The organism is Arthrobacter sp. Bi26, from assembly GCF_918697925.1.
Taxonomy (GTDB): Bacteria; Actinomycetota; Actinomycetes; order Actinomycetales; family Micrococcaceae; genus Arthrobacter.
Genome location: NZ_CAKKMF010000053.1, coordinates 1 through 26718, shown reverse-complemented (window position 1 = coordinate 26718; position 26718 = coordinate 1). Strand labels below are relative to the sequence as shown.

The following is a 26718-nucleotide window of genomic DNA, read 5'->3' as shown; positions in this document are numbered from 1 at the left end:
TCTAGACGATCGCGGACACGCCGGTGACGGCACGCCCCGTGATCAGGGTGTTGATCTCGAACGAGCCCTCGTAGGTGTAGATCGCCTCGGCGTCGGAGAAGATCTTGGCCATCCGGTAGTCGATGACGATCCCGTTGCCGCCCAGCAGGGACCGGCCCATCGCCACGGTTTCGCGCATCCTGGCGCTGACATAGGACTTCGCGAGGGCCACCTGCGGCATGTCCGCGGCGCCCTGGTCCTGCAGCTGCGCGATCCGGACCATCATGCCCATGCTGGCCACGGCGTTGCCGAGCATGGTCACCAGTTGCTGCTGGACCAGCTGGAACTTCGCCAGCGGGCGGCCGAACTGCTGGCGTTCGACGGCGTACTGCCGGGCGACGTCGAAGGCCGCGAGCTGCTGCCCCACGCCCTGCCAGGCCACCATGATCCGGGAACCGCGCAGGAGCTCGTTGGTGTCCTCGAAGCTGCTGATGCCCGCGAAGCGGTCCGTTTCGGCCACCCGGACGTCGGTGAAGACGATGTCCGCATTCTGCACCGTGCGCAGCGCAATCTTGTTCTCGATCCGGCTCCGGCTCACGCCCGGCAAGGTGGCGTCGACGATGAAGCCGCGGATGCCGCCGTCGGCCTCGTCCCGGGCCCAGACCAGCATGTAGTCGCAAAACGTCCCGTTGCCGATCCAGCGCTTGGCGCCGTTGAGCACCCAGGCGTCGCCGCCGTCGGCCGCGCCGCCGGGGACCCGCCGGGCCCGGGTTTCCATGCCGCCGGCAACGTCCGAGCCGTGGTCCGGTTCGGTGAGGGCAAAGGCGCCGGTGGTGCGCAGGTTCGCCGCGTCCTCGAGCAGGCGCGCCTTCTGCTCCTCGGAGCCGAAGCCGTAGAGCGACTCCACGAAAAGGTCATGGTGGACCAGGAAGAACGTGGCGAGCGAGGTGTCCACCCGGGTCATCTCGGCAATGATGATCCCGGCGAACAGGTTGCTGTAGCCGCGCTGGGCGGGGGCGCTGAGCTCCAGGGCGGCCAGTTTGGGCAGGATGTGGGCCGGGAATTCGGCCTTGTTCCACCAGTCCGTGGCGAACGGGGCGACCTCGGCGGCCAGGAACTCCCGCAGCTGCGCCAGTTTGGCCCGCTCCGCCGCGCTGAGCAGGGATTCGTAATCGAAGAAGTCCGCCGTGGGCAGCCCCGCCACTGACGGCGCGGGGGTGGCGGCCAGCCCTGTCCCGGTCATTTCGGAATCGGTCATTTCGGAGCCGGTCATTTCGGAGCCGGTCATTTCGGGCCCATGCGGATGGCGCCGTCGAGACGGATCGTCTCGCCGTTGAGCATGGCGTTCTCCACAATGTGCGCGGCGAGGTTCGCGTATTCGGCGGGGCGGCCCAGCCGCGAGGGGTGCGGCACCTGCTGGCCCAGGGAGTCCTGCGCCTCCTGCGGCAGGCCGGCCATCATGGGAGTCTCAAAGATGCCCGGTGCGATGGTGACCACCCGGATCAGCGAGCGCGCGAGTTCGCGGGCGATCGGCAAGGTCATGGCGGCGACAGCGCCCTTGGAGGCGGCGTAGGCGGGCTGGCCGATCTGGCCGTCGAACGCGGCAACGGAGGCGGTGTTGATGATGACGCCGCGTTCGGGCCCGCCGAGTTCGGTGGCGGCGGGCTCGGTGGTGGCCATGGCGGCCGCGGCGAGGCGGATCACGTTGAAGGTGCCCACGAGGTTGATCTGGATGACGCGGTTGAAGGCCTCCAGCGGGAGCACGCCCTCGCGGCCCAGGACCTTGCCGGGGGTCGCGATTCCCGCGCAGTTCACCACGATGCGCAGCGGGCCCAGGGCGGCGGCGGCATCGACGGCGGCCTGCACCTGCACCTCGTCCGTGACGTCGGCGGGGACGAAGACGGCCGTGCGGCCGGTTCCGGCCGGCGTACCGGCGGCGGCACCGGCGGCGGCCTCGCTAGCGGCGGAGGCGGTCAGTTCGGCGGCAAAGGCGTCCCCGGCGGAACCCGGCAGGTCCACGAGCACCACCGACGCACCGGCGTCGAACAGGCGCCTGGCCGTGGCTGCTCCGAGACCTGAGGCCCCGCCCGTGATCAGCGCGACAGTACCCTTGATGTCCATCCATCCTCCTTGATGTGGAACCGAACCCCGGCCGCGAAGCCTCTGACGCGGGCGGCGCCTGAAGCAGCAGCCCGCGGGGAACATTAGTTAGTGAATGTTAACTGGAATGCGGCCATTGCGCACCTTTGGGCGCACCCGCTCAGGGCCGCGGTCACGATCGAGGTCCGGACGGGCTCCCGCGAATAGGCTTGAGCCATGACCCGAGCCGACGCCTCCGCCCCCAACTGGTCCTTCCGCGCGGACGAGGCAGCCCGCTCGGTGACCAGGCTTTTCGGGCAGCGGCTCTTCTTCCTGCCGGGAACCCACATCGCCGCGATCCTCCGGCCGTCAGGCCGGCTGAAGAACCTGTCCCGGCCCTGGCACTACTGGTGGCAGGCACACTACCTGGACTGCCTCGTGGACGCCGGCCGCCGGGAACTGGGCTCGCCCGGGCGTCGGGGGGCCAAGTTCGACGGCGAGAACCGGCCCAGCGCCGGCCGCCTCGCATCGCGGCTCGTCACGGGCATCCGGCTGCGCAATTTGCTCACGGTGGTCAACAACTACTACGACGACATGGCCTGGCTGGCCCTGGCCACGCTCCGGCTGGACAAGCTCGCCGAGGACAGCCGCAAACGCACCGGCCGGCAGCGCAACGCCAAGGTCCTGCAGAGCCTGACCCTGCAGTTCGACTCCGCCTCCACCGACGACCTCGGCGGCGGCACCTTCTGGAGCACGAAGCGCGATTTCAAGAACACACCCGCCACCGCACCGGTGGCCCTCTACTACGCGCGGACGGGCAACCGGGCCAAGGCGCAGGCCCTGCTGGACTGGCTGGACGCCAAGCTCTACGAACCCGGGCAAGGCCTCTACCGGGACGGCCTGCGGATTTCCGGGACGGGTGACGTGGTGCTGGAAGAGACCATCTACACCTACAACCAGGGGCCCGTCCTCGGGGCCTTGCTCGAACTTGGGGGCGAGGCGAACCTCGGGCGTGCGGCCGCGCTGGTGGCCGCCGTGGCGCGCAGCCTCACGCATCCGGCCCCGCTGCTGGGGCGCACCGCTGCGGTGTTGCGCTGCGAGGGAAGGGGCGACGGCGGACTCTTCACCGGGATCCTCGTCCGCTACCTGGCCCTTGCCGCCGTCGACGAACGGCTGCCCGCCGAAACCCGGGCCACGGCGGCGGCACTCGTGAACGATACAGCCGAGGCCCTCTGGGAAGGCCGTCGGATCCTCCCGGCGCAGGACCGCCTCGCGCGCCCCGGCAGCCATCTGGTCTTCTCCGACCGCACTGAACTGCCGGCACGCCGCAGCTACCCGGAGGGCGCCGCCGTCGAGCTGTCCACACAGCTCCAGGCCTGGATGGTGCTGGAGGCGGCCGCATCCATCGCGACGGCGCCGGCACCGCAGCCCAATTAGGTCACGCAACAGTTTCGTAATTCATGTGATACTGATCACTTAATGCGGATTCGGGTTGGTCGCTTAGGTTTGGCTAACCTACAGTCTTTCGTAGTGAGCATGCCCTAACTTCCCCGCTCACGGGGGGCAGGGCACTACGACGACTTCCTTGCAGAAAGTAGCCCCATGAAGATCCGCACCAACGCGCTGGCGGGCATCGCCCTGGCCGCCACTGCCGCCCTGGGCCTGGCCGCCTGCGGCTCCGGCTCCTCCTCCCCGGCCGGCAGCAGCGCAGCCGCCGGTGGCTCCTCCGCCGGCGAGATCACGGTCTATAACGCCCAGCACGAATCCCTGACCAAAGAGTGGATCGACGCCTTCACCGCCGAAACCGGCATCAAGGTCACCGTGCGCCAGGGCGACGACACCGAAATGTCCAACCAGATCGTCCAGGAAGGCCAGGCCTCGCCGGCGGACGTCTTCCTCACCGAGAACTCCCCCGCCATGGCCCAGGTGGAAAACGCCGGCCTCTTCGCGGACGTGGACAAGGCCACCGTGGACCAGGTCCCCGCCGAATTCCGTCCTTCCACCAACAAGTGGACTGGCATCGCGGCCCGCTCCACCGTGCTGGTTTATGACAAGAACAAGATCAGCGCCGACAAGCTGCCTAAGTCCATGCTGGATCTGGCCAACCCCGAGTGGAAGGGCAAATGGGCCGCTTCCCCGTCCGGCGCCGACTTCCAGGCGATCGTCTCGGCCCTGCTGGAACTCAAGGGTGAAGCCGCCACGCAGGCATGGCTCAAGGGCATGAAAGAGAACTCCAAGGCGTACAAGGGCAACAGCACGGCCATGAAGGCCGTCAACGCCGGCGAAGTGGACGCCGCCCTGATCTACCACTACTACTACTACGGCGACCAGGCCAAGACCGGCGAGAACTCCAACAACGTCACGCCGTTCTACTTCAAGAACCAGGACCCGGGCGCATTCGTCTCCATCTCCGGCGGCGGCGTGCTGAAGTCCTCCAGGAACGCCGCAGCGGCCCAGTCCTTCCTGAAGTTCATCACCGGCAAGAAGGGCCAGGAAGTGCTCCAGAAGGGCACCTCCTTCGAGTACGCCGTCGCCTCGGACGTCCCGTCCAACGACAAGCTGGTTCCGCTCAAGGAGCTGCAGGCACCCACAGTGGATCCCGCCAAGCTCAATTCCGCCAAGGTCACCGAGCTGATGACCCAGGCAGGACTGCTGTAGCAGCAGTGACTAGCAAGCTGGCGGTCCCCGGTCCATCTGGGAACACGACGACGGCGGGCAGGGGCAAACGTCCCCGCCCGCCTTTCGGCGTCTCTGTCGTGTCCATCATTGCGGTCCTGATCGCCCTGTTTTCCCTGGTGCCCCTGGCCTACGTGGTCTTCATGACGGCCTCCACTGGCTGGGACACCGCCGCCGCCCTGATCCTGCGCCCGCGCGTGGGCGAACTCCTGCTGAACACCGTGCTGCTGACCGTGGTGACGGTGCCGCTGTGCCTGGTCCTGGGCGTCGGCGGCGCGTGGCTGGTCGAACGCACCAGCCTCAGGGGCCGGAAATGGTGGGCCGTGCTGCTCGCCGCGCCGCTGGCCATCCCCGCCTTCGTCAACAGCTACGCCTGGGTTTCCGCGGTGCCCTCCCTCGGCGGGCTGTGGTCCGGGGTCCTGATCGCCACCCTGTCCTATTTCCCGCTTGTGTACATCCCGGCGGCCGCGACGCTCAGCCGCCTGGACCCGGCGATCGAACAGTCCGCCGCCTCCCTCGGGCTCGGCGCCTGGCGCGCGTTCTTCCGCGTGGTGCTGCCGCAGCTGCGCATCGCCATGACCGGCGGCGGGCTGCTGGTCGCGCTGCACCTGCTGGCCGAATACGGGGCGTTCGCGATGATCCGCTTCGACACCTTCACCACCGCGATCATGGTGCAGTACCAGTCCACCTTCAACGGGACCGCGGGGAACATGCTGGCCAGCGTGCTGGTGTTCCTGTGCCTGATCCTGCTGCTCGTGGAGGTCCGCAGCCGCGGCAGCGCCCGGTACGCCAGGATCGGCTCGGGCGCCCAGGCACGCGCCTTACGCCTGCCCCTGCACGCCTACCAGGTCCCCGCCCAGCTGTCCCTGATCGCCCTCACCGGGCTGGCGTTCGGCCTGCCGCTGACGTTTGTGCTGCGCTGGATCGTCGCCGGCGGCCCGGAAATCTGGGCAGCCGAGGAATTCATGCCGGCCCTCCTGCAGACCCTGGCCTACGGCCTTGCGGGGGCCGTCGTCACCACCGTGGTCGCGTTCCCCATGGCCTATCTGGCCGTGCGACGTCCCGGCTGGTTCAGCAAGACCCTGGAGCTGTCCAACTACATCACCAGCTCCATGCCCGGGATTGTGGTGGGCCTGGCCTTCGTGACCGTGAGCATCCGGATGGTGCCCAGCGTGTACCAGACCTCAGCGCTGCTCATCGCGGCCTATGTGCTGTTGTTCCTCCCCCGGGCCCTGGTGAACATCCGCTCGGGGCTGTCCCAGGCACCGAAGGAACTCGACGAGGCCGCTCAGGTGCTCGGGAAGCCGCCGCTGCTGGCCTTCCTGCGCGTGACGCTGCGCCTCACGGCTCCCGCCGCGGCCGGCGGCGCCGCCCTGGTGTTCCTGGGGATCGTCAACGAACTCACCGCCACCCTCCTGCTCTCGCCCAACGGGACGCGCACCCTCGCCACAGAGTTCTGGAGCAAGAGCAGCGAGATCGATTACGCTGGCGCCGCCCCCTATGCGCTGCTGATGATCCTGATCTCGGCGCCCATGACCTACCTCCTCTTCCAGCAGTCCAAGAAAGTAGCCGGACAGTGACCGATGTTTACCCGTCGCGTGAGGCCCCCTCGCGTCTGCCCGAGCCGCGAGTCGCGGCCTCCGTGGCCACCAGCACCAACAGCCACCTGGAAATCGACGCGGTCACCAAGAACTTTGGCCCCCAGGCCGTCCTCAGGGGCGTCAACCTCTCCGTCGCCAGGGGCGGAACGACGGCGATCGTGGGGCCGTCCGGCTCCGGCAAGACCACACTCCTGCGCCTGATTGCCGGCTTCGAACATCCGGACACCGGCAGCATCTCGCTGGGCGGGAGCAAGGTGGCGGGCGAGAACGCCTGGGTCCCCGCCCACAAGCGCCACGTCGGCTACGTGGCCCAGGACGGCGCTTTGTTCCCGCACCTGACCGTCGGGCAGAACATCTCCTTTGGCCTGGACGCCGCGCAACTCCCCGGCGGGCACCGCGGCGTCAAGGCGCGGGTCGGCGAGCTGCTGGAAATGGTCTCCCTGGACCCGGCCATGGCCAAGCGCCGCCCGCACCAGCTGTCCGGCGGCCAGCAGCAGCGGGTCGCCCTGGCCCGGGCGCTGGCCCGCAAGCCCGCGCTCATGCTGCTGGACGAGCCGTTCTCCGCCCTGGACGCCGGCCTGCGGGTGGCCACCCGCCGCGCCGTGGCCCAGGTCCTGAAGGATGCAGGCGTCACCACGATCCTGGTCACGCATGATCAGGCCGAGGCGCTGTCCTTCGCCGACCAGGTGGCCGTGATGCGCGGCGGCAGGCTGGCCCAGATCGGCAACCCGTTCGTCGTCTACACCCGCCCGGCGGACCGTGCCACCGCCGAATTCCTGGGCGACGCCGTCATCCTGGATGCCTGGATGGAAGGCTCCCTGGCCACGTGTTCGCTCGGCGGGATCCCCGTGCGCCGCCCGCCGGCCCAGGGCCGGGTCCAGCTGATGCTGCGGCCCGAGCAGATCCGTATTTCCGAGGACGGCCCCATCCGCGGCACCGTGGTGGACACCGACTACTTCGGCCCCGAGACCACGGTGCGGCTCCAGCTGCCGGTTCCGCCGGTCCTTGCCGCCGGCGCCGTCCCGGACCACCGCTACCCCGGCGGCGGGGAAATCATCACCATCCGGCACTGGAACGCCTCGATCGCCCGTCCCGGCACGGAGCTTCGGCTTCGCGTGGTGGGCGAGGCCGTGGCCTTCCCGGTGGATGAGCAGCAGTCTCCGTAATCGTGCTCTGCAGATAGGGTGGGCGGATGACTGTTCAGCCTGGCCTGCACCGCCAATACTGCTCCGTTGCAGCCCCCACGCAGCTGTGGCTCGATCCGGACGGCCGCCTGGCCGGCGAGGTCAAACCGCCCGGAGCCGGTGAGGCTGCTGATCCGGCCGGGTTCACCGGGCTGCTCCACGGCGACACCCGGATGCTGTGCCGGGCGCTCGTGCGCGTCAACGGCCTGGAACCCGAACCGGCGGCCGTCGAGACCGAGCCCGGCGGTGTCCTGCGCGTCCGGGGCCTGGTCCGGGGCATCCCGGGACCCACTGAGGATCCCGCCGTCGAGCTCTTCCAGACCTGGACCGTGACGCCGGGCGTGGTGCGGCACACCTTGCAGCTGCGCACCTCACTGGAGTCCCTCGACGTCGAAATCGACATTGAACTTGCCGCCGACTTCACCGACATGGCCCAGATCCGCCTCAGCCGTTTCCGCGACGCGTCCGGGCCGGTCTCCGCCGATAGGTCCGCGCTGCGCTGGAGGCAGGGCGGCAAGACCCTGACGGTTGCGGCCGCCGGCGCCGTCACCCCGGAAGGGCACCTTACCTGGCGCGGAACCCTGGGCCGGGGCCGGCCGTTCGAGGCCGAATGGCAGGCCGTCCTCACCGACGACGACGCCGCCGTGGTGGCGGCCCGCCCGCCCGCAGCCCGGCCGCCGCGAACCGGACCGGCCGGAGCCTTGGGCCTGCTCCTGGATAACTCCCTCGATGAAGTGGCCGGGCTCCGTCTGGCCACCCGCCAGCTGCCGGACGCTCCGTTCATCGCCGCCGGGGCGCCCTGGTACTTCACGCTGTTCGGGCGGGATTCGCTGTGGGCCGCGCGGCTGCTGCTGCCGCTGGACACCGGACCGGACACCGGTCTGGCGGCGGGCACGCTGCGCGCACTTGCAGCCTTCCAGGGCACCCGCACGGACGCCGCGGCGGCCGAGGAACCCGGCAAGATCCTGCACGAGCTGCGGTCCAAGGAGCTTGTGCTGGAGAGCCAGGGCCTGCGTCTGCCACCGGTGTACTTCGGTGCCGTGGATTCCACCCTGCTGTGGCTTTGCCTGCTCGGCGAACTCTGGCGCGCCGGCCGGGACGACGACGCCGTACGGTCGCTGCTGCCGAACGCGGCACGCGCCGCGGAATGGCTGCTCGCTGCCGGCACCACCGGAACGGACGGTGCAGCAGACGGCACGGCGGGCAACGGCGGGTTCCTCAGCTACCGTGACGCGTCCGGGCACGGCCTGAGCAACCAGGGCTGGAAAGACTCCCGGGACGCCATGCAGTTCCGCGACGGACGCCAGGCCGAGGGGCCGATTGCCCTGTCCGAGGTGCAGGGCTACGCGTACCAGGCAGCGATGGAAACGGCGGAGCTGTTCGACGCCTTCGGCGAACCCGGCGGCCAGGCACTGCGCGACTTCGCCGCTGCCCTCCGGCTCAGGTTCCGGGAGCGCTTCTGGGTTGAGGACGACTGCGGACCGTTCCCGGCCATGGCCCTGGACGGACACGGGGTTCCCCTGGACATCCCCGGCTCAAACATGGGACACCTTCTGGGCACGGGCATCCTGGACGCGGCCGAGGCCCGGATCGTGGCGGACCGGCTGGTGAGCCCCGAGTTGTTCTCCGGCTACGGCGTGCACACGATTTCGCGGCGGGCCGCAGGGTTTTGGCCCTTCAGCTACCACTGCGGCTCGGTCTGGAGCCACGACACCGCCATCGCGATCCGCGGCCTCCTGGCCGACGGTTTCATCGCCGAGGGCCGGATCCTCGCCGATGGCCTGCTCGCGGCGGCGGCCTCCTTCGGGCACCGGCTGCCGGAGGTGTTCGCAGGGGTGCGGGCCGAGGACTCGGGCGTCGCGGTGCCCTATCCGGCGTCGTGCCACCCGCAGGCGTGGTCCTCAGCCTCGGCGGTGGTGATCGCCCAGGCGATGGGCGTCGGGCTCTGACGGGCCTGGCTCTGACAGGCGGACCGCCGCCGGGCGAACCTCCGGCACAGGCCGCCTCAGGATCCCGGCCCGTGTCAGGGGTACCGGCCGCGGTGCCATAGAGGCGCGGAGCGCGTCGGCCAGGATCACGATCCCGGTAACGGCGAGCGCCAGGCCCATGGCGGCGAGCACGTCCGTCAGCCAGTGATAGCCCAGGTACAGGCGGCTGAAGGCAACCACCAGCGTCCCAGCGGCTGCGGCCGCGAAGGCGAGCACCGACGTCGACTGTTTGCTCGTCCGCGTTCCGCGGGCCGCCACCAGCAGGTAGCTGACGACGCACAGGAAGACGCCGGCACCGAAGGTATGGCCGGAGGGAAATGACAGGGCATCATCCGGTCCCAGCAGAAAGTCGCTGGCGGCGGGTCTGCCCCGGCCGACGTCGTGCTTGATCAGCGTGGACACCGCGAAGGTGGCCGCCATGGCGCCGATTAGCAGGGCGGGACGCCAGACTTCCCGTTTCCAGACCGCCCAGGCCAGCGCCACCGCGCAGCCGATCACCGTCATCCACAGCGGCGACGTCACCGTGGTCACGGCCGCCAGGAAAGCGGTGGCGAGCGGGTTCCGGGACGCCACGAGTCGATCGTGCACGGGCGCGTCCAGGGCGGCCACGCCGCTGTTCGACTGCACGGCGGCGAGCACGGTCCAGAAGATCGTCTCCCCTGCGATCAGCATGCCCGCTGCCACGAAGAAGAGCCGCCGCTGGGACGTCAGCGGCGGGCGGGCAGGGGGTCGCGGGGCACGCTGGGCAAGAAGCATCGACCAATCCTGCCAGTGGCAACTACCTGCAGCCCGGACGGCCGCTGGGAATTCGCTGGGATCCCCCGGCGGCTGGGTCCGCGGCGGGCGACCGCTAGGGTTCCCGGGGCCGCTTGGTCTGCGGGTACGGCGTTTCGAACCGGGCGAGCATCTCCACGAACCCGGCGATCTTCTTCTCCCGGGTGGAGGCCTGCTTGACCGAGTTGGTGCGGTAGATCAGGGCATACCTGTTCACGGATGTCAGGACCTCGAACATCGCCTGCGCCCGGGGCTCCGCCGCGATGGCCGCGGCGAGGTCATCCGGAACCTCCGCCGTCGCTGAGCCCGAATAGGCGGCCTCCCAGCGCCCGTCAGCCTTGGCGGACTCGACGGCGGCCCGGCCGGCCGGGGCCATCCGCCCCGCCGACTCCAGGCGTTCAATCCGTTCCACGTTCCGGGCCGACCACACGCTCTTGCGTCCCCGCCGGGTCATCCGCTGGAAGGAACTTTCCTCGTCCCGTCTTTTGCCCTGCCCGTCGATCCAGCCGAAGCACAGCGCCTCCTGCAGCGCGGCCTCGTAGTCCAGCTCCGTCACCGAGCCGCCCTTCTTGTGCAGCACGAGCCACACGCCGGGGCTCTGCGCATGATGGTGCTCCAGCCAGGCGCGCCACTCGGCAGCGTCCTTCACCAGCAATTCCTCGAGTTCAACAGCCATGGCCCCATTGTGCACCGTGGGGCTGACCGGATGAGTGCTTTGGTGGCACCATGGCAGGTGGAGCCACATCCGTACGTCACCAGGAGATCCCATGCTGCGCGTCCGCCCGATCCACTACACCTCCCGCATGGACCAGTGGGAGCGTCTGCTGTCCGCCCTCGGCATGGTGCGGACGGTCGACGACGGCGACTGGCAGGAGTTCGACGCCGGTTCGGGCCGCCTCGCCCTGCACCGCGTCGCCGCCGGCGCCCATCCCGGCGGGGACGCCGGTGCCGGAATGGTGCTGGATGGCAAGACGGACTTCGGCGTCGAGGTCGGGGATCTGGCGGAGTTCGCGCGCCGCACCAACGCCGCGGGTGTGGAGGACGGGACCACCCCGGCCGAGCTGGTCAGCGCCCGCCACGGCGACACGTGCCGCATCACGGGCGAGGACGGCTTCGGCTTCTTCGCCGACAAGGCCGCCCACGGCGCCCAGTGCGCGGACGCCGATCCGGCCCTCGCCGTCGTCGAGGTCTGGTTCACCCCGGACGCGGCCGCCGCCGCGCAAACCCTGCGGAACATGGGCGCTAGGCTGCGCCCGGCACCGGACGATGACGAAACGGCGGATTTCACGGCGAAGAACGGCGGCGTGCTGATGGTCCGGCCCGCCGGCGGCACCGCCCGGTCCGGCCTGGGCTTTGAATACACAGGCGACCTGTCCGCCCTGCGGGACCGCCTGGCGGCCGCGGGGCACTCGGTCAGTCTGACGGAAGAGGCGTTCGGGCGGACCCTGCACGTGGCCAACCCCGATGCGACCGAGCTGCCGGAGAACCCCAACGGGGCGATGCTCTGGATTTCGGCGAAGCCGGAAGGCGCCTGACGGTCCCTCCCGTGCGCCTGTGGCTGTTCCTTATGGTGTTGTCGGGTGGTTCCGTGGCCGTTGTAGGGTCGTGGCTACCCGGGGGAGGCGGGTATGGCTTTGTTGCTGTGGCCGGACGATTGGTGTCGTGACGGCTTCGAAGGATTGGCCGCCCGCCGCCCCGCGATGACCCGACCGCTGATTGAGAGACGCGACATGATCGCCGGATAGGGACACGACGGCGCGGTTATCTGCCGGGTTCCACCCATCCGACAGACTGGAGGCTGTTTTGGTGCATCTATGGGCCGGCATTGACGCCGGCAAAGCCCATCATCACTGCGTCGTGATCGACGCCGACGGAAACCGGCTGCTCTCGCAGAAAATCCCTAACGACGAACCGGCCCTGCTGGAACTCATCGCCTCCGTCCTGAAACTCGGCGACGGCGACGAGGTCGTCTGGGCGACCGACCTGAACCACGGCGGCCCGGCGCTCCTGATCGCCATCCTCGTCGCCCACGGCCAGAACATCCTCTACATCCCGGGCCGGATCGTCCACCCCAGGTGCTGCTGAGCATGCCCGGTACCGGCCCCGCCGCTACGACCAGCGGCTCCTGCGCGTCTTCTACCTCTCCGGGGCACGACGACACTCCGCGCGCACGGCATCTCTTCATGCGCGAATGGGATCAAAGCGTCCTCACGGAGCAGCACCAGCCTGCCGCTCCCACTGAAACGGCAGGCCTTCGCCGGTCCCGTCTCGCACTCGAAGACGGAACCGTCGTCGGCTCCATCTCCACCTCCTTCGATGAGGAACCCGACGGGTTCACAGCACGCCTGTCCGTGAGCTTGCCCGCCACGTGTGACTGCCAAGACCCTTCCAGCCAACATGCAGCGACGCACCGGGTGGAAAGGTCCTCGCTGGGAAAAACGGCGACGAGCCCTAGAGACAGGAAGATCTCCACCGGAACCCCGCCTGCCAGGGAGCGCAACGCGCACAATAAGAACTAAGTCTGCTCAGGCCTCAGCCGGGGAAAAAGCGCCTCGGAATTGCCGCGGTCTATCGCCGCGCGCACGGAGGGGTCCAGCGGATAATTCTCATACTCCATATTCAGGAAATCGATCGCCGCAGAGGGTGCGAACGGGAAGTCAGTTCCGTATGTGATGCGGCCCGGGTCAGCTACCTCGAGCAGGCTGGGCAGGGCCGCCGGGCTGGCAGATAGGGCCACGTCGTAATAAAACCGCCGCAAGATGGACTGCTTCTTATCTCCCAGCGCCGCCAGCGCGCTGAGGGCCAGGTCCTTATCGTTGAGCATCGTCAGCAGGATCCTGTAGGCGATGTAAGGCACGAAGCCGCCCGCGTGGGCCAGGATGAACCTGACTCCCGAGAACTTTTCCATCGCACCGGACAGGATCAGGCTGATAGCGGTGCGGGTGGTGTCGAGCAAGAAATCTGCGGCAAAGGCGGGTATGCCCGGCACCGCCGGAGCGGGCAGCTCAGCGGGGTGGATGAACACTACGGCCCGGCGGTGGTGCAGGAACTCCAGCAGAGGCTCAAAGCCAGGATCGCCCAGATAGCGGCCGGCGTTGTTGGCCAGCAATACGATCCCGTCCGCGAGCAGGGTGTCCAGGGCGTACTGGGCCTCCGCCAGGGCGCCTTGCACGTCCGGCAGCGTGAGCGTCGCGAAGAACCCGAACCGCTCAGGCCGGGCCGCGACCACCTCTGCACTGTATTCGTTGATCTCCCGCGCCCGCCGCCGTGCCTCCGCAGCGTCCCCGAAGTACACACCGGGCGTGGACAGGGACAAGATGCCGGTCTGCACGTCGTGCCTGTCCATGAACTTCAACGCTGAGCGCTCGGACCACGACGGCAGGCCAATGCCGCCGGGGCGGATGCCCTTTTCAAGCATCCAGCGCGCATACCCAGGCGGAACGATGTGCTGGTGAGTGTCAATGCGGTACGGCCGGCCCATCCGGATCCTTGTCCACGTGCTCGTTTCGCTGATACGCGGGCCCTCAGCGGATGTGAACAATCTACTCGCAAATCCGACCCGTGAGCAGACCGCCGGACGGTGCCTGGGACTGAGCTAGACCGTCAGTGGGCGCTCTTCGAAATCGTGTGTACCAACCGCCGCGGGCGCTGGGAGCCGTTCTCTTAGTCGCCCTGCTGGTGGGGGAGAAGGGACACCGGTACAGGTGCCTCCCCGCCCACGTGAAAGGAACAGCCCATGGGCAACAGCAAAACCCGCAGACCATATCCCGGAACGACGACCGCCAAGTGCCTCGGCCCCTAGCCATAGGCCTCAGGAATCCATTGACAACATCATTGAGATTCCCTCGGAGGTACAGCCGGGCCCGCGGTCAGTCCTCCAGCGCCCCGTTGCAGAGCCGGTTCACTACCTCGGTGAGCATCGTCAGGCCAGCCACGATGTCCTCGTCCGTGGTGTATTCGTGCTCGTTGTGTGAGATCCCGTCCACGCTGGGCACGAACAGCATCACCGTCGGGACGAGGTCCTTCATGTTGGTCGAATCATGCCCGGCCAGGGTCATGACCTGCTTGTTCGCCAGACCCAGGTCGGCCGCCACTTTGGCCGCGAGTTCAACGCCCTCTGGCTGGTAGGGGGTCACGGGCCAGGTGTGGGCGTGGTTGCGCTCCACCGTGACGTTGGCCAGCCTCTCGATCCCGGCGATCCGCTCGTCCAGCAAGGCGTCCGCCTCGGCCAGGACAGCTTCATCGGCGCTGCGCAGGTCCAGCAGCAGGCTCACCCGCGACGGCACCACGACGGGCGAGTTGGGGTAGACGTTCAGCTGCCCCACGGACGTGTGCAGCACGCCGGGGAAGGTGTCGGCAAGTTCCCGGGCGGCGACCACCATCATGGAGGCACCCAGCAGCGCGTCCTTCCGGTCGGCAATCACAGTGGAGCCCGTGTGGGCCTGCTCGCCATGGACCACGAACTCGTATTTGTTGGCCGCCCAGTTGGAGTTCACCAGGCCGATGGTGATGCCTTCGCGCTCCATGCTCCGGCCCTGCTCAATGTGGATCTCGGCGCAGTAGGCGGCTTCGGGGCCCTCGTAGCTGCCCCGGCAGCCGATCGCGTCCAGCGCCTCGCGGACCGAGACTCCGGCCGCGTCCGTGGTGGCCAGCGCGGTCTCGAGGTCGAGCTTTCCGGTGTAGACGGAGGAGCCCATCATGGACGGCTTGAAGCGGGAGCCCTCCTCGTTAAACCAGTTGACCACCGCGATGTTGAACCGGGGCTGCCCGGCGGCCCCGGCCGCGGCCCACTGCTCCACGAGCCGGAACGCCGCGTGGGCTGCGGCAAGGACGCCGTACGCGCCGTCGTAGCGTCCCGCCGTCGGCTGGGAGTCCATGTGGGAGCCCACCACCACGAACGGCGCACCCGGCACGGCCTCGTACAGACCCCACTGGTTGCCGGCCCGGTCGAACCGGACGGTGAAGCCCTTGGCCTCCAGCAGGCCCGTGAGCCACTGCCGCTGCTGGCCGTCCGGCACGCTGGCCGCCTGCCGGTCCACGCCGCCGTTCTCGGTCGCGCCGAATTCGCTCATGATGTGGAAGTCCCGCACGAACGCGGCGTCGCGGGTGCTGAAAATGGTGTGAGTAGTCACGGTGTTCCCCTATGAACGGTTGGTAGCTGGGTTGAAGAATGGACCGGTTGCGGCCGAATCGACCGCAACCGGGGACGAGAGGCCGGGCGTCCGGAACGTAAACGTCCCCCCGACGGCGGTGGCCAGCACCTGGAGTTCGGCGATGCTGCCCGCGGTGAGCGGGGACCCGGACAGGACGGTGAAGTCGGCCAGCTTCCCGGTGGTCAGTGAGCCTTTGATGCCGGACGTGCCGGTGGCTGCTGCGGCTCCGGTGGTATACGCCGCCAGGGCCTGGAGCGGGCTCAGCCGCTCGTCCGGGTTCCCGAAAACGGCGCCCGAGGCGGTGCGCCGGTCCACGAAGGCCTGCATGCCGCGGAGCACGTTGCCGTCCGCCACGGGGCGGTCGGAGCTGCCGGCGAGAGTCACCCCCGCGGCAAGGAACGACGCGGCCCGGTAGGCCCAGCCGAGCCGTTCCGGCCCGAGGGACAGCGTCATACCGTCCCCGCCGTCGAAAAAGAAGCTGGCCTGCGGGGTGACGGCGATGTCGGCGGCGGCAAGCCGTGGAAGCTGTTCCGGCCGCGTCATCGAGGCGTGTTCGATCCTGTTGGGCACGGTCCGGGGGCCGTATTTCGCGGCGCAGCCGGTGATGATCTCGATCGCGAGGTCAACGGCGCTGTCGCCGATCGCGTGCGCCGCGATCGACCAGCCCGCCGCGTAGGCGGCCTCGATCTTTGCCCGGAGCGCCTCCGGTTCCGCCTGGAAGTAGCCGGTGTTGCCGGTGTTGTCCGTCCCGCCGTGGCTGCAGTAGTCCTGGCTGACCGCGGCCGTTTCGCCGAGCAGCGAACCGTCCAGGAACACCTTCGCCGGGCCCAGGGACAGGAAGTCGCCGCCGAATCCGCTGGCGATGCCCAGGTCCAGACCGGCAGGTGCCGGGTCCTGCGGGTCCTGTCCGCCGAGCGGGTGGAGCACATCAAGGACCGGCATCAGCTGTGCCCGCGCGTGGAGTCTGCCTCCGGCCGCCGCCCGCTGGTAGGCAGCCAGCTCCACGGGGCTGTGGCCGATCCAGCCGCCGCCGATCCCGGCCTCGGTGAAGCTCGTGATGCCCTCCGCGGCGTAGTGGCTGGTGGCCCGGTCCAGTGCGGCTTCGATCGCCTCGGACGAGTACGGCAGGATCAGCTGCTGGATCAGCTGCTGCGCGGTTTCCTGAACCAGCCCCGTGGGACGGCCGGCGCCGTCGCGGACAATCACGCCGCCGTCGGGGTCCGGAAACGACGCCGGTTCGGCGCCGGCCAGCCGGAGCGCGGCGGTGTTGACTACGGCCATGTGGCCGGAGTTGTGCCGCATCAACAGGGGCCGGTTTCCCGTGATCCGGTCCAGGACGGCGATGTCCGGGAACTCGCCGCCGTGCTGCTGCTGGCTGAAGCCGGTGGCCAGCAGCCAGCCCGACGCCGGGCTGGACCCGTGCTCTGCCCCGGGCCCTGCGGCGCTGTCTGCCGCCATACCGGCCTCCAGCAGGGCGTAGAGCTGGTGCAGTCCGCGCGCGGCGGAGACGTCCAGCTCGCCCAGGCCCAGCCCGAACCAGGTGGTGTGGCAGTGGGCGTCGATGAAGCCGGGAGTCACGGTGGCGCCGCCGAGGTCCAGGACCTCGGCGGCCTCCATCGAGTCCAGGTCACCGTCGAGGCCCACAATCCGGCCCTGCCAGACCCCCAGCGAGGTGGCCTGCGGGCGGCGGTTATCCATGGTGAGGATGTCCGCGTTGCGCAGCAGCAGGTCGAGTTTCATGGGATTACCTAGCGTGGTTCTTTTAGCGGTGGGACGTGGTGACTGACTTGATGCGGGTGTAATCCTCCAGGCCAAAGACGGAGAGGTCCTTGCCGGTGCCGGAGTGCTTGAACCCGCCGTGCGGGGCCTCGGCCGGAATCACCTGGTGGCAGTTGATCCATACGGCGCCGAAGTCCAGCTCGTTGGATACCCGGGTGACGACGCCGTGGTTGTTCGACCAGACGCTGGAGGCCAGCGCGTACTTCGTGCCGTTGGCGAGCTCCACGGCCTCGGACTCGTCCCGGAAGGGCTGGATGGTGACCACGGGTCCGAAGATTTCCTCGCAGACCACCTCGTCGGCCTGGAACACTCCGTCGATCACGGTGGGCTCGAAGTGGAAGCCGGCGCCCGTCCGCTTGCCCCCGGCCAGGACCCTGGCGTTCGCGGGCAGCCGGGACATGAAGCCCTCCACCCGGTCCAGCTGCGCGGCGCTGTTCAGCGGACCCAGGTCCGCGGCGTCGCCGCCGACCTGCAGCGCCGCGGCCGCCGCGGCGAGCGCGGAGCCGAACTCCTGGTGGATGGATTCCTCCACGAGCACACGGGTCACGGCGGTGCAGTCCTGCCCGGCGTTGAAGAACGCACCGAGCGCGATCTCCTTGGCCGCCAGGTCAATGTCGGTGTCGACGAAGACGATCGCGGGCGCTTTGCCGCCGAGTTCGAGGTGGACGTCCTTGAGGGTCTTCGACGCCGCGGACATCACCTGTGCCCCGGCCCGGGTGGAGCCGGTGATGGACACCATTTCCGGGATCTCGTGATCCACCATGGCGGCACCGGTCCCCCGGCCGCCGCAGATGACGTTCACGACGCCGGCCGGGTAAGCCTCCTGCGCCAGCTCGCCCAGGACCAGGGTGGACCAGGGTGTGGTGTCCGCCGGTTTCAGGACTAGCGTGTTGCCGGCGGCGAGCGCCGGTCCGATCTTCCAGATGGCCATCATGAACGGGTAGTTCCACGGGGTGATCTGGGCGACCACGCCGAGGGGTTCCCGACGGACGGTGGAGGAAAAGCCGCGGACGTATTCGGTCTGCGCGGTCCCGGACACTACGCGGCAGGCGCCGGCAAAGAAGCGCAGCTGGTCGGCGCCGCGGAGGATCTCGATCTCGCGGGTGACCTGACGGGGCTTGCCGGTGCAGGCCACTTCAGCGTCGAGGAGCCTGTCGACGTTGGCCTCGATGAGGTCAGCGAGTTTGAGCATCATGGCCTGGCGTTCGGCCGGGGTGGTCCGCTTGTAGCTCTGGAAAGCGGTGTGGGCGGCCTGGAAAGCGCGGTCCACGGTGGCGTCGTCGCTGTCCGGGGCGGTGCCGAGCTGGACTCCGGTGGCGGGGTCGAAAAACGGGAGGGTGGCCGCGGCTGAGCCGTCTGCGGCACTGCCTTGGACGATCTCACCGTCGATGATGTTGTGCAGGGTGATCATTGCAGGCTCCGGTCAGTTGCTGGCAGTTTTGGGTGAGCGGGTGGTGGGGTCCTGCGGGAGGTGCAGGACGGCGGGAAGCCCGGATTCGACGGCGCGGCGGAAGGCGGCGCCGAAGTCCTCTGCCTTCTCCACGCGTTCTCCGTAGCCGCCGTAGGACCGGGCCAGCGCGGCGAAGTCCGGGTTGGTCATGTGGGTGCCCGAGGGGCGGCCCGGGTAGTGGCCTTCCTGGTGTTCGCGGATCGTGGCAAAGATGCCGTTGTCCACCACGAGGGCGATGAACTTCCCGCCGTGGCCCATGGCGGTGGCCATTTCCTGGCCGTTCATCATGAAACAGCCGTCGCCGGCCACGGAGATCACTTGCCGTCCCGGGTAGGCCAGGGAGGCAGCCACCGCCGCCGGGATCCCCATGCCCATGGCACCGTTGCGGGGCGCGGCGAGCGAGTTCGCCGTATTGTGCTTCAGATAGCGGGCCGGCCACAACGAGTGGTTCCCGGCGCCGTAGGTGATGACGGCGTCGTCGTCCATTTCCTGCTTGAGGATTTCCATCACGACGGCGAGGTCAACACCGGTGCCGCCGTCCGGCTGCGCGGTGGAGAACTTCTCGTAGTCCGCACGGGCACCGGCCAGCCAGCCGGCCGCGGGTTCCACCGCGGATTCCGTGCCGGCAAGTGCGTTGGCGAAGGACGCGACGTGGGCCGGAATGTGTTGGTCCAGCCGGCCGAAGTGGCCCAGCAGATCGGCGCCGGGGTGGACGACGACCGTGACGGCATCCAGTCCGCGTTTGTAGCCGTCTGAGAGCACGTCAGCGCGGACGCAGCCGACGAAGACCAGCAGATCGGCCTCATCGAGGCGGCGGGCGTTGGCGTCGCTGCGGGCGTAGCCGAGGTAGCCGGCGTAGGAGTCGCTGCTGTGCGGGACGGCGTCGTAGGCGCGGAAATCCGCGAGCACGGGGATGCCGTGGCGGGAGGCCCAGCCGGCCAGCGCGTCGGAGGACGCCTGGTTCCAGCCTTCGCCGCCCACCACGATGAGGGGCTTCTTGGACGCGGCCAGCCGCGTCTCGAGGCTGGCGAGGTCCGCCGCTGCAGGTTCGGTCCGGGCGATGGTGCGGGGCTCCACTGTGGCCGATTCGATGGCGTGGACCAGCACGTCTTCGGGCAGACCGATCACCACGGGGCCCGGCCGGCCGCTGAGGGCCGTGAAGATGGCGTCGTCCACCACGCGGGCGGCGGAGGCGGCGTCGTCGAGCGTCACGACCTTCTTGGCGGTACTGCCGAACCAGGCATTGATGTCGAATTCCTGGAACGACTCCCGCCCGCGGTCCGCCACCGGGATGAGGCCCACGAACAGGATCATCGGGGTGGCGTCCTGGTGCGCGGTGTGGATGGCGATGAAGGCGTTGGCGGCACCGGGACCACGGGTCACCATGGCCACGCCCGGAAGCTCCGTGAGCCGGCCTTCGGCGAGGGCCATGAACCCGGCGCCGCCTTCGTGGCGGGTCACCACGGTTTCAATGGAGGATCCGTGGAGGCCGTCCAGCACATCCAGGAAGCTCTCCCCGGGGACTCCGTAGACGCGTTGGATGCCGGCGCGTTCGAGCTGGGCAACAATCAGGTGCCCTGCGGTGGTTGAGGTGCTCAATGCTTCATACCCTTTTCTTCGATGCTGAGGGCCGGCAGGACAATCCCCGAGAGTGCGGTCAGAACCGACACAACCAGCAGGATGATGGCCCCGGGCCAGAATGAATTGCCACTGGCAGCCACGAGGGCTGTGGCGATAAGTGGGATAAAGCCGGAAATAACGCCGGCGCTGTTGGAGGTGATGGCTACGCCCGTGTAGCGGACCTTCGTGGCAAAGAGGGCGGTCAGCGCCGTGCCGGACACCGCGTAAGGGACGGACAGGGTGGCGACGCCGATGATCATGGCGCCGATGACCAGCACCGGGTTCGCGGTGTCGATAGCCAGGAAGACCGGAACGGCCACAACCGCGGAGACCACGCCGCCCCACAGAATGACGCGGCTGGCGCCGAACTTCTCGCCCATTCGGCCAGCCCAGATGAGGACAAAGATCTCCAGCGTTGCCGCGAGGAGGGAGCCCAAGAGCAGGGTTTCGTAGGGCATCTTGAGGATCTTGGTGCCGTAGAAGACCACAAAGCTGGTGATGAGGTAAAAACCGCCGATGCCCAGCAAAGCGGAGCACATGCCGACCAGGATCTGGCGCCAGCTGTTGGTCAGGACGCCGCGGATAGGCGCGTGCTCGGTCTCGCCCGACTCCATGAGGGCCTCGAACTCGGGGGATTCACTGAGCCTGCTGCGGATCCACATCGAGATGGCCAGCAGCGGGATCGCGGCAATGAACGGGATTCGCCAGCCCCACGCGTCAAAGTTCGTTTGGCCCACGAGGTAGAGCATGCCGAAGAACCCGCCGGAGGACAGAATGGTGCCGATCGGCGAACCGATCTGGGGCAGCGCAGCGTAGCGGGCCCGCTTTGCCACGGGCGCGTTTTCGACGGCGATGATCACCGCGCCGCTCCACTCGCCGCCCACCGCGAGTCCCTGGATGATCCGCAGGGCCACCAGGATAATAGGGGCCGCAATGCCGATCGTCATGTAGTTCGGCAGCAGGCCGATCAGGCCGGTCACGACGCCGATACCCACGATGGTGACCATCAGGATTTTCTTCCGGCCTACCTTGTCCCCCAAGGAGCCGAAGATGAACCCGCCGATCGGGCGGGCCACGAAGCCGACAGCCAGGGTGGCGAAAGAGCTCATCGCCGAGACGAAGGGGTCCTCGGACACGAAGTACTGGGCGTTGAACACCAGCGCCGCGGCAGTGGTGAAAAGGAAGAAGTCGTACCACTCGAGGGCTGTGCCCACCAGGGCTGCCAGGGCCACCTTACGGGTGACACTCTCATCCACGATCCGTAGGTCCGGGCGCTCCGCCCCCGTCACTGCCGTGCTGTTGTTGCTTGCCATGAAATACTCCAAATTGCTAGGGACCGGATACCTCGGACGGACGACATCTTTCGCCGCCTGCCCCGTGATGTGGCTCACCCTTGGGTCTGACTCCATTCTTCCAGTAGGTTCATCCAAAATAACTAGCAATGCGTCACGGGATTTCGGTCCTAGAATGTGTAAATGCACAACTTTCAGGACAACGCCGCGCGCTGGGGAGAACTGGTGGAGCGGCTGCACGGGCGGCTCGACGAACTCGTGGACCTCTTCATGGCCCGGGTCCAGGAGATCCCCGAATATGCCGGCAACAGGGTTGACCTCCCGGAACTTCGCAAAACTGCCCGCGAGACGTTCCGCCGCCTCGTGGACGGGCTGCGGGACAAGGAGTTGCAGCAGGCGGGCCGCAACGGCGACCGCGACTCGCTGATGCAGTTCTCCTCCGAGCTGGGCGCCAAAAGAGCAAGGGCAGGGATCTCTCCCGAGGCCCTGATTTCAGCCGTCCGGCTGGATTTCAGCATCCTGTGGGATGACCTGCTGCAGATCTCTGATCCCGAAGACGCCATGCTGCTGACATCCAGGGTGGACAGGGTGTGGCGCGTCGTGGATGAATTCGCCACCCATACGCACTCGAGCTACTCGGCGGAACGGGTGCGCATGGCACAGGAAGAATCAAATATCCGCCGCGAGTTCATCGCCCGGCTTTTCAGCAAATCTGAACTTTCCGCAGACACGATCAGCCAGGCGGCCGCAGCCCTCGTTACCGATCCTGACGCCAGGTTCTCCATAGTTGCCGCCAGCGGGGAGGCAGCCTCGAAACTGCGCGCCTTCGCAGCTCAGGGCCCGCAGTCCTCGCAGAAGCTCTTTGTGCACGAATTCGGCGGCAGCGCCTATGTTTTCTGGGCCCTCGGCCGTCCCGCCAGTGGACGGGCGCAACAGGAAGGCCCCGCCTATCTCCCGGCCGGCATCGCCGGGATCCCCTGCGGCTATGTGGAAGGCTTTGCCGGCCTGCGCGCCCTCCCGGCAGCGGCACGGACTGCCGAGCGTCTGGCACTGCTCCTCCAACCTTCGGACAAGGGCCCCCTGACTGCCGCCGGCGCCTGGGCCAGGCTCGCGAAGCAGCAGCTCCAGGACGCCGGCCTGGATCTGTGGGCGGACCTGGACTCGGCACTCTCGCCATGCCGCGGCGGGGAGCGCGAACGCCTGGAGGAAACGGTGCGCCACTTCCTGTCCACCGGCAATATCACCATCACGGCACAGGCCCTTTTTTGCCACCGGAACACCATCCTCAACCGGCTTCACCGCTTCCAGGACCTGACCGGGATCGACCTCGCAGTACCCTCCCAAGCGGCCAGGCTGGTGGTTGCGTGGGCCTGAGTGCGGCTGGGGTGCTGGCGTAGGGCGGCCTGCCTGAACCTTGCCTCCGGGTTGTGTGAACACACAATTTTGGTGGATTTCTGGTGGATTTTTTGCCATTGAACTGTGATGGCTGACACAGGATAGTTGGTGACTATCTGCACCGGACAATCGTCCCCGCACCCCATCTGGAGAACTGATGGCTCACATGGTAAATACCACTGCCGCCGCTGCTACGGCACGGCTGGACCTCGCAAAAATGCGCAAAATCGCCCTAGCCAGCGTCATCGGCACCACCGTCGAGTGGTACGACCTCTTTGTATTCGGCACAGCGTCCGCGCTGGTGTTCAACAAGATCTTCTTCCCCAGCTTCGACCCCATCGTGGGCACCATGCTCGCGTTCGGCACCTTCGCCTCCGCCTACATTGCACGCATGGTGGGCGCCATCATCTTCGGCCACTTCGGGGACCGCCTGGGCCGGAAGTCCATGCTCCTGATTTCACTGCTGACCATGGGCGCCGCCACGTTCGCCATAGGCCTGCTGCCGGACTACAACAGCATCGGCATCATGGCGCCTCTGCTGCTGCTCTTCCTGCGCGTCATCCAGGGCCTGGCCCTGGGCGGCGAATGGGGCGGCGCCGTCCTGATGACGGTGGAACACGCTCCCGCGTCCAAGCGCGGGTTCTACGGCTCGTTGGTCCAGGTGGGCGTGCCCGCCGGGACCCTGATCGCCAACGTCGCGTTCCTCATTGTCGCCTCGACGGTCAGCACCGAAGAGCTCCTTGCCTGGGGCTGGCGCATCCCGTTCCTGGCCTCCGCGCTGCTCGTGGCCGTGGGCATCTACATCCGCCTGCACATCGAGGAAACCCCGTCATTCCAGGCTGTCAAGGATGCCGGCGCCAAGGCCAAGCTGCCCTTCGCGGCCCTCATGGCCAAGTACTGGAAGCAGGTCATCCTCGGCGGCGTTGCCACCTTGTCCACCGGCAGCACCTTCACTCTGCTCGTGGCCTCGGGCGTCTCCTACGGCAAGAAGGAACTGGGCCACTCGGAGGCCCTGATGCTGTGGGTCGTGCTGGCCGCCTGCGCCTTGTGCTTTGTCCTGATCCCTTTCTTCGGCCGGCTCTCTGACAAGCACGGCCGCAAGCCGATCATCTACGCCGGAGTGGCCGCCGAGGCAGCCCTGGCGTTCCCGATGTTCTGGCTCATGGACACCAAGTCCGTGCCGCTGCTCTTCATCGCCTACCTCGCCATGATGACGGCCTTCGCCGCGAACTACGGCCCGATCGCCACATTCCTCGCCGAGCTCTTCGGTTCAAAGGTCCGCTACTCGGGACTGTCCGTGGCCTACATGCTCTCCGGGCTCCTCGGCAGCGCCGCAACACCGTTCATCACCACGTGGCTGCTGGGTATGACCCACCAGAGCTCCTCCATTGCGTGGTACATCATGGCCGCCGCCCTCGTCTCGCTCGGTGCCTTGTTTGTCCTGACCGAAACCCGGCACGGCAACATCGACGCCGTCGACTCCGCCCCCACTGACGCGTTCACCGACGCAAGCACGGACCCGTCCGCCGAAGCGGTGGCTGCCAAATGACAACGCCGCACGCCGTGCTCCCCGCTGTTCCTCCCGTAAACGGGACTGTCCGCCGGATCGCGCAGATCCCGGGTGGCGCAGCCGCCGTCGGCCCCTTCTCCCAGGCAGCCGTCGCCAATGGGTTTGTGTTCACCGCCGGCCAGATCCCCGCGATCAGCGGGCTGGATGACCAGCCGGACACCTTCGAGGACCAGGTGCGCCAGACCATCATCAACCTCCGGTCCGTGCTAGAGACGGCGGGGTCCGGCCTGGACCACGTGGTCAAGGTGAACGGCTATCTCACGGATCCCGACCGGCTCGATGCCTACAACCGGGTCTACTCGGAGTTCTTTGGCACGGCCAAGCCTGCGCGGACCACTGTCTGCGTGAGCCTGTGGGGCGTCGCGCTGGAAATCGACTGCGTGGCCGTGGTTGCCGGCACGACGGCGCCGGAAGCCCCATGAGCGCGGTGAGCGCGGTGAGCGCGGTGAGCGCGGTGAGCGCGGTGAGCGCGGTGAGCGCGGTGAGCGCGGTGAGCGCGGTGAGCGCGGTGAGCGCGGTGAGCGCGGTGAGCGCGGTGAGCGCGGTGAGCGCGGTGAGCGCGGTGAGCGCGGTGAGCGCGGTGAGCGCGGGGCTTAACGAGGGGCTCGCCGCCGTCAGCTACCCCACGATCGGGCACTTCCTGGAGGACGGATTCGTGGATCCGGCCATCCGTTCGCTGCTCGACGGCGTCAAGGTGGCGGGCCCGGCGGTCACGGTGCGCATCGCTGAGAATGACGCCTACGCCATGAACCGTGCCCTGCTGGAGCTGCACCCCGGCGCGGTGCTGGTGGTGGACATGTCCGGTGACCACCGGCACGCGCCGGTGGGCGCAGTCACCGCGGCAGCGGCCACCGCGCAAGGCGCCGCCGGCGTCGTCGTCGACGGCGTGGCCACCGACATCCTGGAGCTCCGGGCCACCGGCCTGCCGGTCTTCGCCCGCGGGACCTCGTGCCTGACCACCAAAAGGGTCCGCAGCGGCGGCTCCGCGGTGAATGTCCCGGTGCAGTGCGGCGGCATCCAGGTTAATCCGGGCGACTGGGTGCTCGGGGACGACAACGGCGTGATCGTCCTGTCCCCGGAGGCGGCGGCCGAGGTGCTGGGCCAGGCACTGGCCTCTGACGCCGCCGAACCGGCGCTGCTGGCACGGATCGCATCCGGCGAGCCGCTGGAATCGGTGCTGGCGTTCTGAGGGACGGCGCGGGGTTCGGGTCAGGGATGGGGTAGAACTTAACCATGAATGTGCGCACCCCTGACCCGAATCCCGGCTGGCTCTCCGACGACGACTTGTCCGAAGCGCGGGGCAAGCTGCCGATGGTCTATGTCGAGGCCGTTCCGGTCCGGCTGGACCCTCTCGGGTTCGTGAACGAGGTCGGCACGCTGCTGCAGGCCGACGAGGACGGCACCATGGTCCGTTCCCTGGTGTCCGGCCGCGTTCTCTACCGCGAGACCATCCGCGCCGCGCTGCTCCGCCATATGGAGAAGGACCTGGGCCCGCTTGCCTTCCCGCAGCTGCCGGTCAGCCCGGTGCCGTTCACGGTGGCCGAGTACTTCCCGTCTCCGTCCCACACCGGCTTCACGGACGACCGCCAGCACGCCGTTGCCCTGGCGTACGTCATTCCCGTCACCGGCGAATGCTCCCCGCGCCAGGACGCCCTCGAGCTGACCTGGATGACCCCGCAGGAGGTCATGAGCACGGACGTGCAGCTGGAATTCAGCGGCGGCCGGGGGGCCCTGATCCGGCAGGCGCTGGCCTTCGCGGGAGTCGGCAACTAGCCGGCTTCCTTCGGTCCCGCGCCGTCCGGGGACGCTCGGGGCGGCCCCTGCGTCCCCGACTTCACGCACCGGATTTTGTAGACTGTTGGGCGGACCGCAAGAGAACTTTAAGGACTCCCGATGACCCACCCCCCAGCCTCCCGGAACTACAGTGAACAGCAGGCTGGATCTCTGCGGGCCGGCGACCACCTGATCCTGCCCGACGGAAACCGCTCCGCCGAGATCCATCGCGTGGATGTTGAAGCCGACGATTTTGGTACTCCCGCCATGGTTTTGGCGACGCTCAGCGGCGGCGGTGTGCTGCGGATCGCGGCGGGATCAATGATCCGGGTCACTGACGACGCTGAGCCCGGCCCCCCGGCCTCTTCCGACGGCGGCGCGTTCGGCGCCGTCGCCCCCTCCGAC

The 26718-nt window shown here is 68.3% G+C and carries 22 protein-coding genes and 1 pseudogene; 13 read left to right on the top strand and 10 right to left on the bottom strand.

What is annotated here, in order from left to right:
* Position 1 precedes the first annotated feature (1 nt).
* Both LQV16_RS14645 and LQV16_RS14640 read right to left on the bottom strand, forming a co-directional pair.
* Positions 2 to 1222, bottom strand: coding sequence for an acyl-CoA dehydrogenase family protein (locus LQV16_RS14645; RefSeq protein WP_229994642.1), 1221 nt, complete (start codon positions 1220 to 1222; stop codon positions 2 to 4).
* Between the two features lie 41 nt (positions 1223 to 1263).
* Entirely contained in the window at positions 1264 to 2100 is an 837-nt protein-coding gene (locus LQV16_RS14640) for an SDR family NAD(P)-dependent oxidoreductase (RefSeq protein WP_229994634.1), read from the bottom strand.
* A gap of 195 nt (positions 2101 to 2295) precedes the next feature.
* Between LQV16_RS14640 and LQV16_RS14635 the strand changes: the two genes are divergently transcribed.
* The 5 genes from LQV16_RS14635 to LQV16_RS14615 all read left to right on the top strand — a co-directional run bounded on the left by LQV16_RS14635 (position 2296) and on the right by LQV16_RS14615 (position 9468).
* A complete protein-coding gene (locus LQV16_RS14635; RefSeq protein ID WP_229994633.1) occupies positions 2296 to 3495 on the top strand; it encodes a glycoside hydrolase family 76 protein in 1200 nt (399 codons plus the stop codon).
* Between the two features lie 165 nt (positions 3496 to 3660).
* A complete protein-coding gene (locus tag LQV16_RS14630) occupies positions 3661 to 4716 on the top strand; it encodes an iron ABC transporter substrate-binding protein (protein ID WP_229994632.1) in 1056 nt (351 codons plus the stop codon).
* Between the two features lie 5 nt (positions 4717 to 4721).
* The gene (locus LQV16_RS14625) at positions 4722 to 6314 is read left to right on the top strand and encodes an iron ABC transporter permease (RefSeq protein ID WP_229994631.1); all 1593 of its coding nucleotides are present in this window, start codon (positions 4722 to 4724) and stop codon (positions 6312 to 6314) included.
* The gene (locus LQV16_RS14620; RefSeq protein ID WP_229994630.1) at positions 6311 to 7501 is read left to right on the top strand and encodes an ABC transporter ATP-binding protein; all 1191 of its coding nucleotides are present in this window, start codon (positions 6311 to 6313) and stop codon (positions 7499 to 7501) included. Before LQV16_RS14625 ends, LQV16_RS14620 begins: the two co-directional genes overlap by 4 nt.
* A 26-nt stretch (positions 7502 to 7527) precedes the next feature.
* Positions 7528 to 9468, top strand: a complete 1941-nt coding sequence (locus tag LQV16_RS14615) for a glycogen debranching N-terminal domain-containing protein (RefSeq protein WP_229994629.1) — start codon at positions 7528 to 7530, stop codon at positions 9466 to 9468.
* On the opposite strand, the gene LQV16_RS14610 is transcribed toward LQV16_RS14615, so the two are convergent.
* Together LQV16_RS14610 and LQV16_RS14605 are read right to left on the bottom strand one after the other, a co-directional pair.
* Positions 9421 to 10263, bottom strand: coding sequence for a phosphatase PAP2 family protein (locus LQV16_RS14610; protein WP_229994628.1), 843 nt, complete (start codon positions 10261 to 10263; stop codon positions 9421 to 9423). The two genes, LQV16_RS14615 and LQV16_RS14610, sit on opposite strands and share 48 nt — an antisense overlap.
* Positions 10264 to 10357: 94 nt before the next feature.
* A complete protein-coding gene (locus LQV16_RS14605) occupies positions 10358 to 10957 on the bottom strand; it encodes a YdeI/OmpD-associated family protein (protein ID WP_229994627.1) in 600 nt (199 codons plus the stop codon).
* A gap of 91 nt (positions 10958 to 11048) precedes the next feature.
* Between LQV16_RS14605 and LQV16_RS14600 the strand changes: the two genes are divergently transcribed.
* Both LQV16_RS14600 and LQV16_RS14595 read left to right on the top strand, forming a co-directional pair.
* Complete coding sequence (locus LQV16_RS14600; protein ID WP_229994626.1) at positions 11049 to 11816, top strand: VOC family protein; 768 nt, start codon at positions 11049 to 11051, stop codon at positions 11814 to 11816.
* A gap of 256 nt (positions 11817 to 12072) precedes the next feature.
* A pseudogene (locus LQV16_RS14595) lies at positions 12073 to 12351 on the top strand (transposase); the annotation flags it as partial.
* Between the two features lie 445 nt (positions 12352 to 12796).
* Here LQV16_RS14595 and LQV16_RS14590 read toward each other — a convergent pair.
* The 6 genes from LQV16_RS14590 to LQV16_RS14565 all read right to left on the bottom strand — a co-directional run bounded on the left by LQV16_RS14590 (position 12797) and on the right by LQV16_RS14565 (position 21596).
* On the bottom strand, positions 12797 to 13762 hold the full coding sequence (locus LQV16_RS14590; RefSeq protein ID WP_229994625.1) for an amidohydrolase family protein: 966 nt from the start codon (positions 13760 to 13762) through the stop codon (positions 12797 to 12799).
* A gap of 388 nt (positions 13763 to 14150) precedes the next feature.
* Entirely contained in the window at positions 14151 to 15413 is a 1263-nt protein-coding gene (locus LQV16_RS14585) for a M20 family metallo-hydrolase (RefSeq protein ID WP_229994624.1), read from the bottom strand.
* Between the two features lie 9 nt (positions 15414 to 15422).
* A complete protein-coding gene (locus LQV16_RS14580; protein WP_229994623.1) occupies positions 15423 to 17174 on the bottom strand; it encodes an amidohydrolase in 1752 nt (583 codons plus the stop codon).
* A 22-nt stretch (positions 17175 to 17196) separates the two neighbouring features.
* Positions 17197 to 18624: a gamma-aminobutyraldehyde dehydrogenase gene (locus tag LQV16_RS14575; protein WP_229994622.1), complete on the bottom strand. Its 1428-nt coding sequence runs from the start codon at positions 18622 to 18624 to the stop codon at positions 17197 to 17199.
* Between the two features lie 12 nt (positions 18625 to 18636).
* Positions 18637 to 20262: a thiamine pyrophosphate-dependent enzyme gene (locus tag LQV16_RS14570; RefSeq protein WP_229994621.1), complete on the bottom strand. Its 1626-nt coding sequence runs from the start codon at positions 20260 to 20262 to the stop codon at positions 18637 to 18639.
* Positions 20259 to 21596 carry an MFS transporter gene (locus LQV16_RS14565; protein WP_229994620.1) on the bottom strand — a complete coding sequence of 446 codons (1338 nt, stop codon included), beginning with the start codon at positions 21594 to 21596 and terminating at the stop codon, positions 20259 to 20261. The genes LQV16_RS14570 and LQV16_RS14565 overlap by 4 nt, the downstream gene beginning before the upstream one ends.
* Before the next feature lie 162 nt (positions 21597 to 21758).
* Here LQV16_RS14565 and LQV16_RS14560 point away from each other — a divergent pair, with 162 nt between their 5' ends.
* The 6 genes from LQV16_RS14560 to LQV16_RS14535 form a co-directional block, all read left to right on the top strand.
* Entirely contained in the window at positions 21759 to 22949 is a 1191-nt protein-coding gene (locus LQV16_RS14560) for a helix-turn-helix domain-containing protein (protein ID WP_229994619.1), read from the top strand.
* A gap of 187 nt (positions 22950 to 23136) precedes the next feature.
* A complete protein-coding gene (locus LQV16_RS14555) occupies positions 23137 to 24519 on the top strand; it encodes an MFS transporter (RefSeq protein ID WP_229994618.1) in 1383 nt (460 codons plus the stop codon).
* The gene (locus tag LQV16_RS14550) at positions 24516 to 24962 is read left to right on the top strand and encodes a RidA family protein (protein WP_229994617.1); all 447 of its coding nucleotides are present in this window, start codon (positions 24516 to 24518) and stop codon (positions 24960 to 24962) included. Before LQV16_RS14555 ends, LQV16_RS14550 begins: the two co-directional genes overlap by 4 nt.
* Before the next feature lie 14 nt (positions 24963 to 24976).
* Positions 24977 to 25729 (top strand): RraA family protein, encoded by a 753-nt coding sequence (locus tag LQV16_RS14545; RefSeq protein WP_229994616.1) that lies wholly within the window; start codon positions 24977 to 24979, stop codon positions 25727 to 25729.
* Between the two features lie 44 nt (positions 25730 to 25773).
* The gene (locus LQV16_RS14540) at positions 25774 to 26313 is read left to right on the top strand and encodes an NUDIX hydrolase family protein (RefSeq protein ID WP_229994615.1); all 540 of its coding nucleotides are present in this window, start codon (positions 25774 to 25776) and stop codon (positions 26311 to 26313) included.
* A gap of 120 nt (positions 26314 to 26433) precedes the next feature.
* The coding region (locus tag LQV16_RS14535; RefSeq protein WP_356815780.1) for a DUF6707 family protein at positions 26434 to 26718 on the top strand (285 nt) is incomplete at its 3' end.

Bases quoted from the DNA above. Each gene is read 5' to 3' on its own strand.
- LQV16_RS14645 (WP_229994642.1), bottom strand. From the start codon at position 1,222: ATGACCGGGACAGGGCTGGCCGCCACCCCCGCGCCGTCAGTGGCGGGG.
- LQV16_RS14640 (WP_229994634.1), bottom strand. From the start codon at position 2,100: ATGGACATCAAGGGTACTGTCGCGCTGATCACGGGCGGGGCCTCAGGT.
- LQV16_RS14635 (WP_229994633.1), top strand. From the start codon at position 2,296: ATGACCCGAGCCGACGCCTCCGCCCCCAACTGGTCCTTCCGCGCGGAC.
- LQV16_RS14630 (WP_229994632.1), top strand. From the start codon at position 3,661: ATGAAGATCCGCACCAACGCGCTGGCGGGCATCGCCCTGGCCGCCACT.
- LQV16_RS14615 (WP_229994629.1), top strand. From the start codon at position 7,528: ATGACTGTTCAGCCTGGCCTGCACCGCCAATACTGCTCCGTTGCAGCC.
- LQV16_RS14610 (WP_229994628.1), bottom strand. From the start codon at position 10,263: ATGCTTCTTGCCCAGCGTGCCCCGCGACCCCCTGCCCGCCCGCCGCTG.
- LQV16_RS14605 (WP_229994627.1), bottom strand. From the start codon at position 10,957: ATGGCTGTTGAACTCGAGGAATTGCTGGTGAAGGACGCTGCCGAGTGG.
- LQV16_RS14600 (WP_229994626.1), top strand. From the start codon at position 11,049: ATGCTGCGCGTCCGCCCGATCCACTACACCTCCCGCATGGACCAGTGG.
- LQV16_RS14590 (WP_229994625.1), bottom strand. From the start codon at position 13,762: ATGGGCCGGCCGTACCGCATTGACACTCACCAGCACATCGTTCCGCCT.
- LQV16_RS14580 (WP_229994623.1), bottom strand. From the start codon at position 17,174: ATGAAACTCGACCTGCTGCTGCGCAACGCGGACATCCTCACCATGGAT.
- LQV16_RS14575 (WP_229994622.1), bottom strand. From the start codon at position 18,624: ATGATCACCCTGCACAACATCATCGACGGTGAGATCGTCCAAGGCAGT.
- LQV16_RS14565 (WP_229994620.1), bottom strand. From the start codon at position 21,596: ATGGCAAGCAACAACAGCACGGCAGTGACGGGGGCGGAGCGCCCGGAC.
- LQV16_RS14560 (WP_229994619.1), top strand. From the start codon at position 21,759: ATGCACAACTTTCAGGACAACGCCGCGCGCTGGGGAGAACTGGTGGAG.
- LQV16_RS14555 (WP_229994618.1), top strand. From the start codon at position 23,137: ATGGTAAATACCACTGCCGCCGCTGCTACGGCACGGCTGGACCTCGCA.
- LQV16_RS14550 (WP_229994617.1), top strand. From the start codon at position 24,516: ATGACAACGCCGCACGCCGTGCTCCCCGCTGTTCCTCCCGTAAACGGG.
- LQV16_RS14540 (WP_229994615.1), top strand. From the start codon at position 25,774: ATGAATGTGCGCACCCCTGACCCGAATCCCGGCTGGCTCTCCGACGAC.